Source organism: Microbacterium sp. AK009, from assembly GCF_013410955.1.
In the GTDB taxonomy this organism is placed as follows: Bacteria; Actinomycetota; Actinomycetes; order Actinomycetales; family Microbacteriaceae; genus Microbacterium.
Window position 1 is genome coordinate 494,367 of sequence record NZ_JACCCG010000002.1, and the last position, 16,010, is coordinate 510,376.

A 16,010-nucleotide genomic window follows, 5' to 3' on the forward strand; every position below is an offset into this window, starting at 1 on the left:
ACACGTGGCGGTACCGGCGTAACACGGCCCGAGGCCCCCGTAACACGGCCCGAGGCGCCCCTCTCTTCGACGTAGCCTGTCGCCATGACCGACCTGTCACTGCCGATCCTCGACCTCTCCCGCCTCGACGCCGGCCCTGACGAAGCCGCCGCCTTCCGCGACGAGCTCCGCGAGGCCACGCACCGCGTCGGCTTCTTCTACCTCACCGGAACAGGGGTCAGCCCGGAACTCGAGAACTGCCTGCACACCGCGGCGCGGGCGTTCTTCGACCTCCCCGAGGCCGACAAGCTGGCGATCGAGAACCTCAACAGCCCGCATTTCCGCGGCTACACCCGCATCGGCGGCGAGCGCACGCAGGGAGAAGTCGACTGGCGTGAGCAGATCGACATCGGTCCCGAGCGCGAACCCGTCACAGATCCGGATGCGGCTGACTTCCACCGCCTGACCGGACCCAACCTGTGGCCGGCGGCGCAGCCGGAGCTCCGCGAGGTCGTCACCGAGTGGCACGACAAGCTCACCGACATCTCCCGGGTCCTGCTCCGGCAGTGGGCGCTGGCCCTCGGCGCCGAGGCCGACCACTTCGAACGCCACTTCGGCGAACCGGCGAGCCTGATCAAGATCGTGCGCTACCCGGGCACGACCGCGCCCGAACCGCAGCAGGGCGTGGGCGCGCATAAGGACTCGGGGGTCCTGACGCTGCTGTGGGTCGAGCCGGGAAAGGGCGGCCTGCAGGTCGAGCGCGAGGGAGAATGGGTGGACGCCCCGGCTGTGCCGGGCGCATTCGTGGTGAACATCGGCGAGATGATGGAGTACGCCACGCAGGGTTACCTCGTCGCCACCAATCACCGGGTGGTCTCGCCGCGCTTCCCCGACGATCGCATCTCGGTGCCCTTCTTCTTCAACCCTGCCCTCGACGCTGCGCTGCCGCTCGTCGAGCTGCCGTCGGAGCTGGCCGCCGAGGCCCGAGGCGTCACCGAGGACCCGTCGAACCCGATCCATTCGCTGTTCGGCGAGAATGCGCTGAAGTCGCGACTGCGCGCGCATCCCGACGTCGCCGAGCGGTGGCACGCCGACCTGCTGGCCGCCCGCGCCTCCTCCTCCTGACCCGGGCTCGACGCACCCGGTCGCCCGCGGGCGACCGGGGCCACCTCGGCGAGAGTGCATCTGCGCGCCGAGAACCCGGGGTCACCCCGCATCCTCGGCGCGCAGTCGCACTCTCGATGAAAGGGTCAGTGGGTCAGCATGTGCTCCGCCACACGGCGGCGACGCCGCAGGTAGGTGATTGCACCGACCGCGATGAGCAGGAGCGCCGCGAGGGACAGGCCGCCGATGCCCGCGAGGCCCGTGCTGGCCAGGCCGTCGCCGCCCCCGGCCCCGGCGACGGCACCCGCGGCAGGCGTCTCGGTGGCATCCGGCGTCGGCTCCGCCGTGGGCTCGCCACTCGGCTCCTCCGACGGTTCCCCGGTCGGCTCGCCCGTGGGTTCTGCGGTCGGCTCCGGTGAGGGTTCCTCGGTCGGCTCGGGCTCAGCACCACCCGGGGTCGGAGCGACCGAGGCAGCGAGGGCCGAGGAGTCGAACGAGGGCGCACCGAGGGTCGCGAACCATTCGCGAGCGACGGAGACGTCTTCGGTGAACGTGCGACTGAGCAGCAGGAGCAGACGTGCCTTCTGCGGCAGCAGGTCGCCGCCGGGGATGATGTTGCCCGAGCCGCTGTCCACGGTGCCGCTGCCGGTGCGCGTGGTGCTGACGAACCACACGCCCTGGTTGTTGACGGCGGCGGTGCGCGCCTGCCCTGCAGCCGACGCGATGCCGCCCGCCCCCGTTCCCGCGGTGACGATGCCCTTCACACCGGCGGCGGCGAAGGCGCTGATCGCCTCTCCCCCGGCCTGCTGGTAGTTGTAGAAGATCTCGACACGGGGAAGGTCCTCCGCCGCGACGGTCTCGAGGTCGAACGGCGTGAACCACTCCTCACTCGCGCAGTCCAGCACCCGGGCGGGGGCGCGGTTGACGATCACGGACGAGCCGTCGATCCACCCCAGCACCCCCGACATCCGTGTGACGAAGGTGTCGTTGCGCGTGGAGTTCCCCTTGGTGACGTCCCGGGCGGCGTGAATCTCGTCGTTGAGCATCAGGACGGTGCCGAAGCAGAATGTGGCCTGGCTGGCCGCGAGTCGGATCGCCTGCAGGAGGTTGGCGGGGCCATCGGCCCCGAGGACCATCGACTCACTCGCCGTCGCCCCTGCGGCCCACGGCCGCATCGCACCGGTGATCACGACGGGCTTCTTGTTCTGCACGGTCAGATCGAGCCAGTACGCGAACTCCTCCATCGTGTCCGTCCCCGTCGTCACGACCACCGCGTCGGCGTCGGCGAGTGCGCTCTGCACCGTCAGGCTCAGCTCGCGGTACTGCGGGATGGTGTAGCCACCGGACCCGGAATTGCCGAACTGCACGACCTCCACATCGGCGAATGCCGAGACCTCCGGCTGGATGACGCCGAGGAGGTCGACCATCGGATAGGTACCGGCCCGGTAATCGGTGTATGTGTCGCGCCCATCGGCACGACCTGCGATCGTTCCCCCCGTCGCCACCACGACGACCTTGGGCTTGTCGCCGGCCGTCGCGGCGCGGGCAGGGGTGGGTGAGGCGATCGCGATGACGGCTCCAGAGGCGGCGAGCACACCCGCCACGACGAGGGCGAGGGTGCGCCGCCAGCGGGATGCGGCGGGTGAGGCGAGGGTGGTCAACGAAGCGTTCCTTCCAGAGTGCCCGACGGCACCACGACGACAACGCCACGACGTCGGAGGGCAGGCTCACGCCCAGCCCGGGAAGGCGCATCCGGGACGGCGTGGGAGACGCAGGAGCGATGAGGGTGGAGCCGTGCCGGAGGGGGTGTCCGGTGCTTCACAGCCTATTCGGGCGGATGTCGGGGACGTTTCCGAGAGCGAACGACTCGATGACGCTTCGTGCGGCGAGCCGCAGCGCACGAAAAAGAGAGCCGCCCGACACCTCGGGCGGCTCTCACAAGAACGTTTTGCGCGATTGAACGCTGGTCGCGATTAGCGGCGCAGTCCCAGGCGCTCGATCAGCGAGCGGTAGCGCGCGATGTCGATGTCCTGGAGGTAGCCGAGCAGACGGCGGCGCTGACCGACGAGCAGGAACAGCCCACGACGCGAGTGGTGGTCGTGCTTGTGCTCCTTGAGGTGCTCGGTGAGGTCCTTGATGCGCTGCGTCAGCATCGCGACCTGCACCTCGGGGGATCCGGTGTCACCGGGGTGCGTCGCGTACTCTTCGATGATCGCCTTCTTGACGTCTGCTTCGAGTGCCATAGATGGGATCCCCTTTCTCCTCATTGCGCGGTGCCCGACGCCTGATGCGTGAGCTCTCTTTATCCGCGGCCGATCGAACGGCAACTGGACGAGTCTACCAGTCCTCCCCTGGTGTGACGACGCGTAGCCGGACGGTCGGCCACCGGCGGAAAACGGACGATGCGCTGGACCGGACCGATCCGGCGCCCGCCGTCGCCGTAGGGTCGCGGCATGACCACGGATGAGCTCGTGACCGAACCTGCGAAGACCTCGCGACCGGCGGGGATGATCGTGCTGCAGTTCACCCTCGCCGGGATCGTGTGGGGCTCGAGCTTCCTGTTCATGAAGGTCGCACTCGACGGTGTCGGCCCCGGGCAGGTCGCGTGGGCACGTCTGGTGCTCGGCGCGCTCGCGCTCGGGGTGCTCGTCGCGGTCCGGCGCGAGCGGCTGCCGCGCGCGCTCCGCGTCTGGGGACACATGACCGTGCTGGCGGTGACGTTCTGCGTCATCCCATTCCTGCTGTTCTCGTGGGCGCAGCAGCACGTCACGTCGGGGCTGGCCAGCATCTACAACGCCACGACCCCCATCATGACGGCGATCATGGCGGGGCTGCTCCTGCGGGTCGAGCGGCTCAGCCGCGAGCAGGTCACCGGGATCGCCGTGGGCATCGCGGGCGTGGTCGTCATCATCGGCCCGTGGCAGGGCCTGGACCTCACGCAGGGAGTCGTCGCGCAGCTGGCGATCCTCGGGGCCACCGCGTGCTACGGGTTCAGCCTGGCCTACATGCGGCGTTTCGTCGCACACACCGGGATGTCGGCGCTGACGTTCTCGTTCCTCAACATCGGCATCGCCGCGGCGATCATGGTCCTGCTGACTCCGGTGGTCGCATGGGCTCCCGTGCAGCTCACCCCGGCGATCGTGCTCAGCCTGATCCTCCTCGGCGCCCTGGGGACGGGCCTGGCGTACATCTGGAACCAGAACGTCGTCCGGGCCTGGGGCCCGACGCGCGCGTCGACGGTGACCTACATCACACCCGTCATCGGCGTCGCCCTCGGCATCCTCATTCTGGGCGAGCGACTGAGCTGGAACGAGCCGGTGGGTGCGCTCGTCGTCTTCGCCGGCATCCTCCTCGCGCAGGGGCGCATGCGCCTGAACCGCGCGCGGGGTCCGTTCAGCCGACGGCGATGAGGTCGATCACGAAGATCAGCGTCTTGCCGCCCAGGAAGTGGCCGCCGCCCTCGCCGTAGGCCAGGCGCGGGGGGATGACCAGCTCGCGGCGCCCGCCGACCCGCATGCCCGGGATGCCGTCCTGCCATCCCTGGATGAGACCGCGAAGCGGGAACTGGATGCTCTCGCCGCGATTCCACGACGAGTCGAACTCCTCGCCGGAGTCGAACTCCACACCGACGTAGTGGACGGTCACCTGGTCGCCCGGGCGGGCCTCCGCCCCCTCCCCCACGATGAGGTCGCGGATCTCCAGCTCGCGGGGAGCAGGGCCGGCGGGGGCGTCGATCTCGGGCTTGGTGCGGTCATCCGTCATGGGTCCATCCAAGCCCAGGCGCCGATCCCGGTCAACGCGACCGGCGCGGCGAACGGGGTCTTGACAGCCGCAGGCGCGGCTCGGCATCCTGATGTCAGGCCGACTCAGCGCCCGGTAGACACGCAGGCATCGCCGCGGCACCGGGCGCTGAGTTCTGTCCGGCCGGGTGCTCCTCCCCCGGGGGTCAGGGGGCGAACAGCGCGGCCCGGGCGGCGGCGACCCGCGCCAGGAGGACGTGCTCATCCTCGGCGGCACGCGGATCACGGCCGGTGATCGAACGCTGCCGGGCGGCTGCGAGCGCGGTGGCGTCGTGGATGAAGCCCTTCATCGTCGCCGTGCGGTCGCCGCGGAGCCCCGCCGCCCATGCCAGTGCCGCGCGACGACCCGACCCGGTGGCGAGCATGTCGACTTCCTGCGAAGTGAACCACCCCGCCGTGGCGTAGTCCGTCAGCCGCTCCCGGGTGAGGCGGGCCTCCTCCCGGCGGAGACCCAGGATCCCCAGGATGAACAGGATGAACAGCGGCACCTGGAGGGTGAGGTAGAGGCCGAAGAAGTCACCGAACACCGCCGAGCCGTTCCAGAACGCGTGGAGGAGGATCGCTCCGGCGAGCCCCATGAGGAAGGGTCCCATCGCGTCGCGCACCCGGCCGCTGCGCCGCGCGGCGAGCCCCAGGGCGAAGCCGATGACACTGGTGAACATCACGTGCGCGAACGGGGAGAGGATGCCGCGGAGGAAGAAGATCTGCGAGACGTCGGCGACCCCGCCTTCGATGAATCCGATGCCGAAGTACTGGATGTTCTCGGTGAAGGCGAAACCGGCACCGACGAGCGCGCCGTAGACGATGCCGTCGACAGGGCCGTCGAAGGCCCGGCGGGCGGTGAGGAAGATCAACAGGACGCCGAGGCCCTTGGCGATCTCTTCCACGACAGGGGCCTGAACGACCGTCGACAGCACGTCGCCGAGCGGTGTGGAGCCGAACCCGAAGACGAAGCCGAGCAACAGGTCGACGCCCAGCGCGATCCCGACCGACGCGATCGCGCCCCATGCCACTGCGAGCACCATCAGGCCGCGTGGTTCGGGCTCCCACCGATCGACCAGGTGGATGGCGAAGAGAACCCCGACGAGGGGGACCAGCGCCGCGATTCCGCCGATGATGGATGCTGCCGGCCCCAGGGCGTTGAGGAAGTAGCCGACGAGCGCGACGAGGATCAGCACGAGCAGCCCGGCGATCCACAGCGGCGCCGTACGCCCCCGGCGGGGCAGCGCCGCGCCGCCGGTGGGAATCGGCACCGGCTCGGGTGAGACCCGCGCCTGGGGGATGGAGGCTCCGTGGGCGACCTGCGGCTGAGCGAAGACCGTGGGGAATGCCGGGGGAACGAGCGTGGGGCGCCCGCCCCCGAGACCGGCCGAGTTCGTCATGGCGAACAGCCTATGCGGGCGCACGCCGCACCGCGGGGGGCGCGTCGCTTTGCGTATACCGTGGAAGGATGCGCTTCGCCCACGTGACCTCGTCGGACCACGCGCGGCCCCGCCTCGTGCTCGTCCCCGGCGACGATGAGGCCGTCTTCGTCGACGAGCTCTATCCCGGAGCGCCCGCCACCCTGCAGGCGCTGGTCGAGGGCGGGGACGATCTGCTGGCAATGGTCGCGGATGCCGCTGCCGATGCGCCGCGGCATCCTCTCTCGCCCTTCCGGTTCGCCTCGGCCGTCCTGGGCCCGCCGGCCATCCTCGCGGTGGGCCTGAACTACGCCGCGCACTCGGGCGAGTTGGGGCTGAAGACCGATGCGACGCCGACCGTTTTCGTGCTGTGGCCGAACTCGCTGACCGGTCACGACGCCACGACCTCGTGGCCCCGCTCGCTGAGCGAATCGGTCGACTACGAAGCGGAGCTCGGAGTGATCATCGGGCGGCCCGCGAAGGATGTCGCCGTCGACGATGCCCTCGACCACGTCTGGGGCTACACCGTCGTCAACGACATCACCGCCCGCGACATCCAGTTCTCCGAAGCCCAATGGTCACGCTGCAAGTCGTTCGACGGCTTCACCCCGACCGGTCCCTTCGTCGTCACCGCCGATGAGGTCCCTGACCCGCAGGACCTCCACATCTGGACGGTGCTCGACGGTCGCACCCTGCAGGACGCCTCGACCGGGCAGATGGTGCGGTCGGTCGCCACCCTCATCACCGCCCTGTCGCAGTCGGCCACCCTCCTTCCCGGCACACTGATCTCCACCGGCAGCCCGGGCGGTGCGGGCTACTCCCGCGACCCGCAGGTGTTCCTCCGCGACCGCTCGACGGTCACCGTCGGAATCGACGGGATCGGCGAGCTGACCACGCACTGCCGGATCCTGGACTGACACAGGCTCCGCATCAACGCCGAAGCGCCGGCCCCCAGGGGACCGGCGCTTCGATCTCGAGATGCTCGACCTCCGCGATCAGCTGCAGGTGATGGTGCCGCCACCCTCGAGAGGGTGGACCCCTGGGCCGAGCTCGGCACACGCGGCGGCGAGGCTGCCGCCGATGGCGACCGCCACGAGGATGATGACGATGATGCCGATGACCATCAGCACAGCGCTGATGATGATGGCTGCCAGCGCCCAGCCGTTCTTCACCCCGGCCTTGCGGCTCTGGACGAGCGCCACGATGCCGAGGATCAGGGCGATCAGCTGTGCGAAGAACGACAGCACGAACGCCACGATGCCGAGCGTCTTGCCGGGGACAGGCGCGCCGGGAGCGGGCTGGGCGTTGTAAGCGGGCGGGGGCGCCGAGCTGTAGGCGGGAGGGGGTGCGGCGCTGTAGGCGGGCGGGTTCTCCGGAGCGTTCGGCGGAACGGCGCTCGGGTTCTGCGGGTCGGTCACGATGGCTCCTTGGTGAACGGAAAGCGGCTCAGGGTTGCGAACGAACGCTATCGGTCCGTGCCCGGGAGCGCCAGCCTGACGCGCCGCGCCGCGGAGGGGTCAGTCCGCCGACTCCGAGACGAGGTTCTCGGCCGGCAGGACGAGCGGGATCGCGGCGGTGGTCGCCTCCAGCCCCGACAGCCGCGCAGGCGAGAGCTGCTTGGCGACCTCCTCGCGCGACATCAGCCCGGCCTCGACGACGAGGTCGGCGATGTTGTGGCCGGTCAGGAGGGCGGTCTTCGCCAGCGCGGCGGCGGCGGCGTAGCCGATGTACGGCGTGAGCGCCGTCACGACGCCGACGGACGTGCCGACCATGGCCCCCAGTCGCTCGCGGTTGGCGGTGATGCCGTCGATGCAGTTGACGCGCAGCGTGTGCATTCCGCGACGCATCCAGGTGATGGACTGGAAGATCGAGTGGGCGATGATCGGCTCGAAGGCGTTCAGCTGCAGCTGACCGCCTTCGACCGCCATCGTCACGGTGAGGTCGGCTCCCGCCACGGCGAAGGCGACCTGGTTGACCACCTCGGGGATGACGGGGTTCACTTTCCCCGGCATGATGCTCGAGCCCGCCTGGCGGGGCGGGAGGTTGATCTCACCGAATCCCGCCTGCGGTCCGGAGGAGAGGAGGCGCAGGTCGTTGCAGATCTTCGACAGCTTGATCGCGTTGCGCTTCAGCGAGGCGGAGAACGACATGAACGCGCCGGTGTCGCTGGTGGACTCGACCAGGTCGGTGGCAAGTTCCAGGTCCAGACCCGTGATCGACCTCAGGTGGGCGAGCACCGCGGTGCTGTATCCGGGCGAGGCGGTGATGCCCGTGCCGATGGCCGTGGCACCCATGTTGATCTCGTACAGGAGGTAGGCGTTCTCGGTGAGCCGGTTGTAGTCCTCGCCGAGAGTGGTCGCGAAGCCGTGGAACTCCTGCCCGAGCGTCATCGGCACGGCGTCCTGCAGCTGCGTGCGACCGACCTTGAGGACGTCGTGGAACTCCCGCGCCTTGGCCAGGAAGGAGTGACGCAGCAGGTCGAGCTCGTCCAGGAGCGTCCTCAGATCCAGGCTCAGACCCACCTTGACCGCCGTCGGGTAGACGTCGTTCGTGGACTGGCTGCGGTTGACATCGTCGATCGGCGACAGGAAGGCGTAGTCGCCCTTCTGCCGCCCGGCGAGCTCGAGGGCGATGTTGGTGATGACCTCGTTGGCATTCATATTCGTCGAGGTGCCGGCACCGCCCTGGACCACCCCGACGACGAACTGGTCGTGGTACTCACCGTCGATGACGAGCTGCGCGGCGCGATCGATGAGGTCGGCCTTCACCGGGTCGAGCACGCCGATATCGCGGTTCGCCCGTGCGGAGGCCTGCTTGACCATCGCCAGCGCGCGCACCAGGTCTCGGTAGACCGAGATGGGGCGCTTGCTGACGGGGAAGTTCTCCAGCGCCCGGGCGGTGTGGATGCCCCAGTAGGCGTCGGCGGGGATCTCCAGGGATCCCAGCGAATCGGATTCGGTGCGGGTGCGCGTCGTTGCGTCCGGAGCCATCGATAGTCCTTTTGGGTCGCGGCGGTCGGTGATCCCCCGAGCCTAGTCACGAGTCGCCGCCTCTTCGGTGGCCCCTGTGTACAGGTGCGGCGGGCGCAGTGTCCGCAGCGTCGCTTCCGTCGAGTCACCGCCGCTTGCGCGAGAAGGCCTCGAGTCTGTCTTCGGGGCTCAGCCCCGCCATCCGCGCGGCCCATTCCGCATCGAAGTACCCGCCCCGGGGCGCATCGACGACCGGCACCACCGCGCTGGTGATCGTGTGCTCGTAGACGTGCACGAGATGGAACGACTGGCCGGCATCCATGCCGTTGACCTCGACGGCGGGCTGGGCGAGATTCATCGTGTAACAGGTCGCTGCGGCGACACTGACCGGGACACCGGCGAAGGAGCCGGAGGTCGAGTAGTGCAGGTGGCCGGCGAGGATGAGCCGCACGTCCGTCCCCGCGATGGCCCGCGCGAGCCGGTCCTGCTCCCGCAGCTCGAGGATGTCGAACAGCGGCAGGTGCGAGGGCAGCGGCGGATGGTGCAGGGCCAGGATGGTGCCGAGCTCCGCCGGTTCGGCGAGGACCTCGGCGAGCCACTCGAGCTGGCCCTGATCCAGATCACCGTGGTGCCAGCCGGGCACCGACGTGTCCAGTGCCACCAGGCGGAGCCCTCCCAGGTCGTGCACGGCGATTACGGGGTCCTCCGTCGGCGCCGCGTCGAGCAGCGCCGCGCGCAGGGCGGGGCGCTCGTCGTGGTTGCCGGCGACCCAGATGAGCGGCGCACCCAGGCGGTCGGCGACCGGCTCCACCGCCTCCCGCAGCGCCCGGTACGCCTCGGGTTCGCCGAGATCGGTCAGGTCACCGGTGAACACCAGCGCGTCGGGGCGCACCTGCAGCCGCTCGACAGCCTCGAGGGTGCGCTCGAGGTTGGCCTCGGTGTCGTAGCGCCCACCCAGGGGCGGGTTGCCGGCGAGAAGATGCGTGTCACTGAGATGCAGCACCGTCTTCAGCGGGGGCGGGTACTGACCGAATCGAAGGGATGCGGCATCCATGGCTCGAGCCTAACGAGCACCACCCCCGCGGGTGCGCGCCCAGGCGACGCGCGTCAGTGATTGACCACGATGAGCAGGATGCCGCCGATCACCGCAGCCGCGCAGACCGCGAAGCATCCATATGCACCGATGTACGCCACCTGCTTCTGACGATCTGTGAGCGGACTCTTCCGGGCGGCCTTGGCTGCGGCCTTCGCCGCGCGGCGCGCCTCTTTCTCGGAGATCACGGTGATCGCGTCGGTGAACTCCGCCGGAGTCACGACGGGGGCGCGCCCGCTGCGGACGAGGAGTCGCAGCCCGAGGGCATAGAAGAGGACGACCGCCGCCGCCCCGATCAGGGCGGCGAGGAAGACCTGGACGAAGGCGAACCAGTCGATCGCGATCATGACCGCTCTCCCTTGGTGCCGGTACGCTCGCGCGGGACCTCTTCCGACGCCTGCTCGGCCTGTTCGAGGCGGCGCCGTTGACGACGCGTGGGCGGCGGGTTGCGCGGGACTTTGACCGCCGCACCCGAGTCGGCGACCTCGCTCATCGCGTTGGCCGCGTTGACCGCGTTGCGACGCGAACGCAGATAGATCGCCAGCACCACGACACCGGCGGCGACCGCGTCGATCAGGATCCCCCAGGTGCCCAGCAGGACGACCACGTACGCCGCGACGGCGCCCACGGCGCCGGCGGCCGGGAGGGTGAGGAGCCAGCCGACCATGATGCGGCCCACCGTGCGCCAGCGCACGATGGAGCCTCGGCGGCCGAGACCCGAGCCGATCACCGAACCCGACGCGACCTGGGTCGTCGACAGCGCGAAGCCGAGGGCGCTGGAGGCCAGGATGGTGGAGGCCGTCGACGACTCCGCGGCGAATCCTTGGGCGGGCTTGACGTCGGTGAGCCCCTTGCCGAGGGTCCGGATGATCCGCCAGCCGCCCATGTAGGTCCCGAGCGCGATGGTCACGGCGCAGGCGACGATCACCCAGAGCTGCGGGTCGGGATTCGCGCTGGACTGCCATCCCACCGTGATGAGCGCCAGCGTGATGACGCCCATCGTCTTCTGCGCGTCGTTCGTGCCGTGCGCGAGGGCGACGAGGGACGACGTGAAGATCTGTCCCCACCGGAACCCGTCGCGGCCGTCGGGCTTGCCGTCGTGTCGCCGCGTGACGGCGTAGGCGATCTTGGTGGTCGCGAACGCGATCACCCCCGCGGTCAGCGGCGCGATCAGCGCGGGCAGGATGACCTTCGACATCACGACGCCGAGGTCGATCGCCGCGAAGCCCGCTCCCACGATCGTGGCCCCGATCAGACCGCCGAACAGCGCATGCGACGAGCTGGAGGGAAGGCCCAGGAGCCAGGTGAGCATGTTCCACGAGATGGCGCCGATCAGGCCCGCGAAGATGATCGCGGGGAAGATCGCCGCCGAGAGCTCGTCTTCGCGGATCATGCCCCCCGAGATCGTCTTGGCGACCTCGGTGGACAGGAATGCTCCGACGAGGTTCAGTACGGCCGCGAGCAGGACGGCGACCTTGGGTTTGAGCGCACCGGTCGCGATGGGGGTGGCCATGGCGTTGGCCGTGTCGTGGAACCCATTCGTGAAATCGAAGAACAGTGCCAGCACGATGACGAGCACGATGATGAGGGCTGCGGTCTCCACCGTTCGCTTTCCGGGAGTGTCGACATAGGGAGGGTGCCGACGGGATCGGCGTGTGCGAACGAAGAGTTCACCGGGAGTTAAGGAACCGGCAACCGGCCAGACAGAATCCTTTCACCGGGCCCCGTCCCGGTCAACTCGGGAGCCGCTGGCCCGGGTGATGTCCGGCGCGCCCGGCGCGCGGCACATCGGGTGATGCGAAACGGGGCCGAAGGGTGTTGGATGATGCCGCGAGCCTCGGATCCGCCTCCCGGGGCGAAGGCAGGTGACCGGGTGAAGAAGTGGTCTGTCGTGCTGATCCTGGGCGCGGCGCAGTTCGTCATGGTGCTCGACAGCACCGTCATGAACGTCTCGATCTCGACCGTGGTGGCAGACCTCGACAGCAGCGTGACGGCGATGCAGACGGCGATCACGTTCTACACGCTGACGATGGCCGCCACGATGCTGCTGGGCGCGAAGCTCGGCGACCTCTGGGGCCGGCGCCGCGCCCTGGTCATCGGGTCGGTCGTGTACGCGGCGGGCTCGCTGCTGACCGCCCTCAGCCCGAACATGCTGACGCTGTTCCTCGGCTGGTCGGTCATCGAGGGCCTCGGGGCGGTGCTCGTCATCCCCGCGATCGCCGCGCTGATCGCCGACAACTACGACGGAAGCGATCGGGTGTCGGCGTTCGCGGCCATCGGCGCCATCTCCGGCGCCGCCGTCGCCGCCGGCCCCCTCATCGGCGGCTTCCTGACCACCTATCTCAGCTGGCGGTACGTCTTCGCCGGCGAGGTCGTCATCATGGTGGTGGTCGTGCTCCTAGCCGGGCGCATCGGCGAGAAGGCGGCGCGCCAACGCGTCGGGATCGATGCGCTGAGCGTACTGCTGTCGGCGTCGGGCCTCGTCGCTGTCGTGTACGGGATGCTGCAGAGCAAGGTCTGGGGATGGATCATCCCGTTGCACTCCCCGGAGATCGGCGACGTGCAGATCGCACCGCTGGGGATCTCCCTCACCGCATGGCTCATCGTCGGCGGCAGCATGCTCCTGACCCTCTTCTTCGCGCGCCAGCGCCGCCTGGTCGCCCGCGGACGCGACCCGTTGCTGCACGCAGAACTGCTGTCCATCCGTCGGCTGCGCAGCGGCCTGAGCGTCCTGGGCGGTCAGTACGCGATCACGGCGGGGCTGTTCTTCATGGTGCCGGTCTATCTCCAGATGACGCTCGGCTTCGATGCCCTCGAGACGGGCGTGCGGATCTTCCCCCTGTCGGTGTCGCTGATCCTGTTCTCGATCTTCGGCACCCGCCTGTCCACGCGCTGGTCGCCTAAGCGCATCGTGCGCGTCGGCCAGTGGGCCCTGGCAGCGAGCTGCCTCGTGCTGCTCACCGCCGTCGACCCCGAGCTGTCCAGCCCCGCATTCGGGCTCGGGATGTTCTGTGCGGGCGCGGGCCTCGGGCTCCTCGCCTCGCAGCTGGGCAATGTGAACATGTCGTCGGTGACGGAGCAGGAGACGAGCGAGGTCGGTGGCCTGCAGGGCGTTCTTCAGAACCTCGGCTCCTCCCTCGGCACCGCCCTGATCGGGTCGATCCTCATCAGCACCCTGGCCACGTCCTTCGCCAGCGGCGTCGCGCAGAGCTCGCTGCCGCCCCAGACACAGGCGATCGTCAACGAGCGCACGGCGGACGGCGTCCAGATCGTGCCGGCCGCCGGCGTGCCGCAGATCGCGACCGACGCGGGCCTCAGCGACCAGGATGCGACCGAGCTGCAGACGGTGTACGTCCAGTCACAGCTCACGTCGCTGCGCACCGCTCTGTTCTTCCTCATCCTGCTGGCACTGGCGTCGCTGCTCCTCTCGCGCGGCATCCCGGACGAGGTTCCCCCACCGCGGCAGAAGCGCGTCACCGCACTCGACGCGAGCTCCTAGCGAGCCCCGCTGAGGGCAGGAGGAGTCGACTAGCGTGGAACGGTGACCAGCGACGCCGTACCCCCCCCGCCTCCCGTTGCCGCACGCTCGCCCCTCGTTCGCAGCCACCACGGTGACGACGTGGAAGACCCCTACGAGTGGCTCCGGGCGAAGGACGATCCCGCGGTGATCGCACACCTGGAGGCAGAGAACGCCTACACCGCGGCGCGCACCGCACACCTCGCGGGCCTTCAGGAGCGGGTGTTCGAGGAGATCAAGTCCCGCACCCTCGAGACCGACCTCTCCGTCCCCAGCCGCGACGGCGAGTGGTGGTACTACGGCCGGACCGTCGCGGGGAAGCAGTACGGCATCCAGTGCCGCGCTCCCCTCGCATCTGCGGACGACTGGACCCCACCGGCGCTCTCGCCGGATGCCGAGGTACCCGGCGAGCAGGTCCTCCTCGACGGCAACGTCGAGGCGGAGGGCCAGGAGTTCTTCTCCCTGGGCAGCTTCGATGTCTCCACCGACGGTTCGCGCATGCTGTTCGGCGTCGACGTCGCCGGCGACGAGCGGTACACGATCCGTGTCCGAGACCTCGTGACCGGCCGTCAGCTCCCCGACGAGATCCCCGGCACCTTCGCGGGGGCGAGCTTCTCGCCCGACGGCCGGTTCATCGTCTACACCACGGTCGATGACGCCTGGCGCCCCGACACCGTCTGGCTCCACGAGATCGGCACACCGGTCGCCGATGACGCCACGCTCTTCCACGAGCCCGACGAGCGGTACTGGGTGGGCGCCGGGTTCACGCGCAGCGAGCGCTACCTCGTCATCAGCCTGGGCTCATCGATCACCTCCGAGGAGTGGCTCGTCGACGCCACCGATCTGAGATCCGAGCCGCGGGTCATCTGGCCGCGCCGCGAGGGCGTGGAGTACGACGTCTCGCACGCCGTCGTCGACGGTGAAGACGAGCTCTACATCCTCCACAACGACGACGCGCTCGACTTCGAACTCGTGCGCGTATCGGCGGCCGACCCGCAGGGGCCTCGCCGCAGCGTCATCCCGCATCGCCCCGGCATCCGCCTGCTCGGTCTGTCGACCTTCCGCGACTGGGGCGTGATCGGCTACCGCCGCGAGGGACTCGCGCGACTCGGCATGCTCGACTACGCCACGTCTGCGGTGTCGGAGATCGAGTTCGACGAGCCGCTGTACTCGGTGGGCACCGGCGGGAACCCCGAGTGGGCCCCGCCGATGCTGCGGCTGTCGTACGGCTCGTTCGTCACGCCCCGCACGGTGTTGGACTACGAGATCGCGACGGGCGAGCTGATCGTGCGGAAGCGCCAGCCGATCCTCGGCGGCTATGATCCCGCGGAGTACGGACAGGCGCGCGTCTGGGCCCGCGCCGACGACGGCACCGAGGTGCCGGTCTCACTGGTGTGGAAGCGGTCGTTCGGCGAGCCGGGCGCGGCGCCGCGCCCTGTGCACCTCTACGGCTACGGGTCGTATGAGCACTCCATCGAGCCGGGATTCTCCGTGCCTCGCCTGTCGGAGCTCGACCGCGGCGTGATCTTCGCCGTCGCCCATGTCCGCGGCGGTGGCGAGATGGGCCGGCAGTGGTATGAGGACGGGAAGCTCCTGGCCAAGCGCAACACCTTCACGGACTTCGTCGCTGCCGCGCAGCACCTCGTCGAGGGCGGCTACACCACCGCTGACCGGATGGTGGCGGAGGGCGGAAGCGCCGGCGGGCTGCTGATGGGAGCGGTGGCGAACCTCGCGCCCGAGAGCTTCGCCGGGATCCTCGCCGATGTGCCGTTCGTCGATGCGCTGACGACTATCCTCGACCCCTCGCTGCCGCTGACCGTCATCGAGTGGGACGAGTGGGGCGACCCCCTTCACGACGCCGACGTCTACGCCTACATGAAGTCGTACACGCCCTACGAGAACGTGCGGGAGGGGGTGCGCTATCCCCGCATCCTCGCGGTGACCTCTCTCAACGACACCCGCGTGCTCTACGTCGAGCCGGCGAAGTGGGTCGCGCGGCTGCGGGAGGTCGGCGCCGACGCGCTGCTGAAGTGCGAGATGGTCGCCGGGCACGGCGGCGTCTCGGGCCGGTACAACGCCTGGCGGGAGCGGGCGTTCGAGCTCGCGTGGCTGCTGGACGTACTCGGCGTCGCGGAGTGAGCCTCCGCG

14 protein-coding genes are annotated in these 16,010 nt (G+C 69.6%); 5 read left to right on the plus strand and 9 right to left on the minus strand.

Features of this window, described 5'->3' with window-relative positions; all coding sequences use genetic code 11:
• Positions 1-84: 84 nt before the first annotated feature.
• Positions 85-1,104 carry an isopenicillin N synthase family oxygenase gene (locus HDC37_RS06350; RefSeq protein WP_179559527.1) on the plus strand — a complete coding sequence of 340 codons (1,020 nt, stop codon included), beginning with the start codon at positions 85-87 and terminating at the stop codon, positions 1,102-1,104.
• Positions 1,105-1,229: 125 nt separating this feature from the next.
• On the opposite strand, the gene HDC37_RS06355 is transcribed toward HDC37_RS06350, so the two are convergent.
• Together HDC37_RS06355 and rpsO are read right to left on the minus strand one after the other, a co-directional pair.
• A complete protein-coding gene (locus HDC37_RS06355) occupies positions 1,230-2,744 on the minus strand; it encodes an asparaginase domain-containing protein (protein ID WP_257021324.1) in 1,515 nt (504 codons plus the stop codon).
• A gap of 312 nt (positions 2,745-3,056) precedes the next feature.
• A complete protein-coding gene (gene rpsO, locus HDC37_RS06360; RefSeq protein ID WP_017830938.1) occupies positions 3,057-3,326 on the minus strand; it encodes a 30S ribosomal protein S15 in 270 nt (89 codons plus the stop codon).
• A gap of 210 nt (positions 3,327-3,536) precedes the next feature.
• On the opposite strand from rpsO, the gene HDC37_RS06365 reads away from it, so the two are divergent.
• Entirely contained in the window at positions 3,537-4,493 is a 957-nt protein-coding gene (locus HDC37_RS06365) for a DMT family transporter (RefSeq protein ID WP_257021325.1), read from the plus strand.
• Here the strand turns inward: HDC37_RS06365 and HDC37_RS06370 are convergent.
• Entirely contained in the window at positions 4,477-4,845 is a 369-nt protein-coding gene (locus HDC37_RS06370; protein ID WP_124292889.1) for an FKBP-type peptidyl-prolyl cis-trans isomerase, read from the minus strand. The genes HDC37_RS06365 and HDC37_RS06370 overlap by 17 nt on opposite strands.
• Positions 4,846-5,029: 184 nt before the next feature.
• On the minus strand, positions 5,030-6,265 hold the full coding sequence (locus tag HDC37_RS06375; RefSeq protein WP_179559528.1) for a PrsW family intramembrane metalloprotease: 1,236 nt from the start codon (positions 6,263-6,265) through the stop codon (positions 5,030-5,032).
• A gap of 68 nt (positions 6,266-6,333) precedes the next feature.
• Between HDC37_RS06375 and HDC37_RS06380 the strand changes: the two genes are divergently transcribed.
• Positions 6,334-7,200: a fumarylacetoacetate hydrolase family protein gene (locus HDC37_RS06380; protein ID WP_179559529.1), complete on the plus strand. Its 867-nt coding sequence runs from the start codon at positions 6,334-6,336 to the stop codon at positions 7,198-7,200.
• Positions 7,201-7,278: 78 nt separating this feature from the next.
• Here the strand turns inward: HDC37_RS06380 and HDC37_RS06385 are convergent, their stop codons facing one another.
• The 5 genes from HDC37_RS06385 to HDC37_RS06405 form a co-directional block, all read right to left on the minus strand.
• Complete coding sequence (locus HDC37_RS06385) at positions 7,279-7,701, minus strand: DUF4190 domain-containing protein (RefSeq protein WP_179559530.1); 423 nt, start codon at positions 7,699-7,701, stop codon at positions 7,279-7,281.
• A gap of 99 nt (positions 7,702-7,800) precedes the next feature.
• On the minus strand, positions 7,801-9,273 hold the full coding sequence (locus tag HDC37_RS06390; RefSeq protein WP_179559531.1) for an aspartate ammonia-lyase: 1,473 nt from the start codon (positions 9,271-9,273) through the stop codon (positions 7,801-7,803).
• Between the two features lie 124 nt (positions 9,274-9,397).
• Positions 9,398-10,306 (minus strand): phosphodiesterase, encoded by a 909-nt coding sequence (locus HDC37_RS06395; protein ID WP_179559532.1) that lies wholly within the window; start codon positions 10,304-10,306, stop codon positions 9,398-9,400.
• A 53-nt stretch (positions 10,307-10,359) separates the two neighbouring features.
• The gene (locus tag HDC37_RS06400) at positions 10,360-10,692 is read right to left on the minus strand and encodes a peptidase (protein ID WP_179559533.1); all 333 of its coding nucleotides are present in this window, start codon (positions 10,690-10,692) and stop codon (positions 10,360-10,362) included.
• Positions 10,689-11,948, minus strand: coding sequence for an inorganic phosphate transporter (locus tag HDC37_RS06405; RefSeq protein ID WP_179559534.1), 1,260 nt, complete (start codon positions 11,946-11,948; stop codon positions 10,689-10,691). Before HDC37_RS06405 ends, HDC37_RS06400 begins: the two co-directional genes overlap by 4 nt.
• Before the next feature lie 270 nt (positions 11,949-12,218).
• Between HDC37_RS06405 and HDC37_RS06410 the strand changes: the two genes are divergently transcribed.
• Both HDC37_RS06410 and HDC37_RS06415 read left to right on the plus strand, forming a co-directional pair.
• Positions 12,219-13,844 (plus strand): MFS transporter, encoded by a 1,626-nt coding sequence (locus HDC37_RS06410; protein ID WP_179559535.1) that lies wholly within the window; start codon positions 12,219-12,221, stop codon positions 13,842-13,844.
• A gap of 42 nt (positions 13,845-13,886) precedes the next feature.
• A complete protein-coding gene (locus HDC37_RS06415; RefSeq protein ID WP_179559536.1) occupies positions 13,887-16,001 on the plus strand; it encodes a S9 family peptidase in 2,115 nt (704 codons plus the stop codon).
• The last annotated feature ends 9 nt before the right edge of the window (positions 16,002-16,010 follow it).